Source organism: Acidimicrobiia bacterium, from assembly GCA_040881685.1.
In the GTDB taxonomy this organism is placed as follows: Bacteria; Actinomycetota; Acidimicrobiia; order IMCC26256; family PALSA-555; genus SHVJ01.
On the sequence record JBBECS010000004.1, the window covers coordinates 1 to 1379 of the forward strand.

Annotated in this window: 1 protein-coding gene; it reads left to right on the forward strand. The window is 71.4% G+C overall.

Annotation, left to right across the window (positions count from 1 at the left end; translation table 11 throughout):
- Nucleotides 1-69: 69 nt before the first annotated feature.
- On the forward strand, nt 70-1379 hold a 1310-nt coding region (locus WEE69_02040), incomplete at its 3' end, for a glycosyltransferase family 4 protein (GenBank protein MEX1144069.1).

A 1379-nucleotide genomic window follows, 5' to 3' on the forward strand; every position in this document is an offset into this window, starting at 1 on the left:
CTAGGCGCAGAACCCCCAAAACGGCCTGGGGAAAGGGATCCTGGGCCACACAGTAAGATTCCGACCCCCATGTCTGCGCCGGAAGCCCCCCTTCGCATCGCATACCTCGTGTACCGCGGGAACCCCCATTGCGGCGGTCAGGGCGTCTACACGCGGTATCTCGCACGGGAGCTGACCGAGCTCGGCCACCAGATCACCGTCTTCTCCGGGCCGCCGTACCCCGACCTCGTCCACCCCGGGCAGCTGGAGGAGGTGCGGAGTCTCGACCTATACCGCCCGGAGAACCCGTTCCGGATCCCGTGGCCGTGGGAGTTCCGCAGCTCGATCGACCTCCGCGAGTTCGCCATCATGTGCGCCGCGGGGTTCCCCGAGCCGTACGCGTTCAGCATGCGGGTGCGGCGCCTCCTCCGCGGCCGTCGGGCCGACTTCGACCTCGTCCACGACAACCAATGCTTCGGCCGGGGTCTGGTGGCGATGATGGAGCGCGACGGCTGGCCGGTGCTGTCCACCCTGCATCACCCGATCACCGTCGACCGCGACCTCGACCTCGCCCACGCCACGAACGCCTCCCGCCGGTGGACGCTCCGGCGCTGGTACGGGTTCCTCGACATGCAGATCGAGGTGGCGCGCCGCATCCCGCGCCACGTGACGGTCTCCGAGTCGTCCCGCCGTGACATCGCCGCGCAGATGGGCGTGCCGATCGAGCGGCTCCACGTGGTGCCCGTCGGGGTCGACCCGTCGGTGTTCGGCCCGCGACCCCACATCGCCAAGGTCCCGGGGCGCCTCATGACCACCGCGAGCGCGGACGTCCCGATGAAGGGCCTGGCACCACTGCTCGAGGCGCTGGCCAAGGTGCGGACCGAGGTCCCCGAGGCGCACCTCATCGTCATCGGCAAGCCGAAGGCGAAGAGCCGCATCCCGGCCCTGATCGACCGGCTCGGCGTGTCCGATGCCGTGGAGTTCGTGAGCGGCGTGACGACCGAGCGCATCGTGGAGCTGTACGCCGAGGCCGAGGTGGCGTGCGTCCCCTCGCTGTACGAAGGGTTCTCGCTGCCGGCGGTCGAGGCCATGGCGTGCGCGGTCCCGGTCGTGGGCACGACCGGTGGCGCGGTGCCCGAAGTGATCGGGAACGACGGCGAGACCGGCTTGCTCGTCCCCCCGGGAGACCCGGATGCGCTCGCCACTGCCATCCGGCGCGCACTCGGCGACGCCGAGCTGCGCGCCCGCATCGGCCGGGCCGGCCAAGCGCGAGCGTTGGCGCAGTTCACGTGGCGTCAGACGGCGCTCGGCACCGTCGAGCAGTACCGCGCCCTCCTCGACGACGCGAGCGCAGCGGAGCCCTGGCCGGACGGCCGGGAGGGCGGAGCGGAGCGACCCAT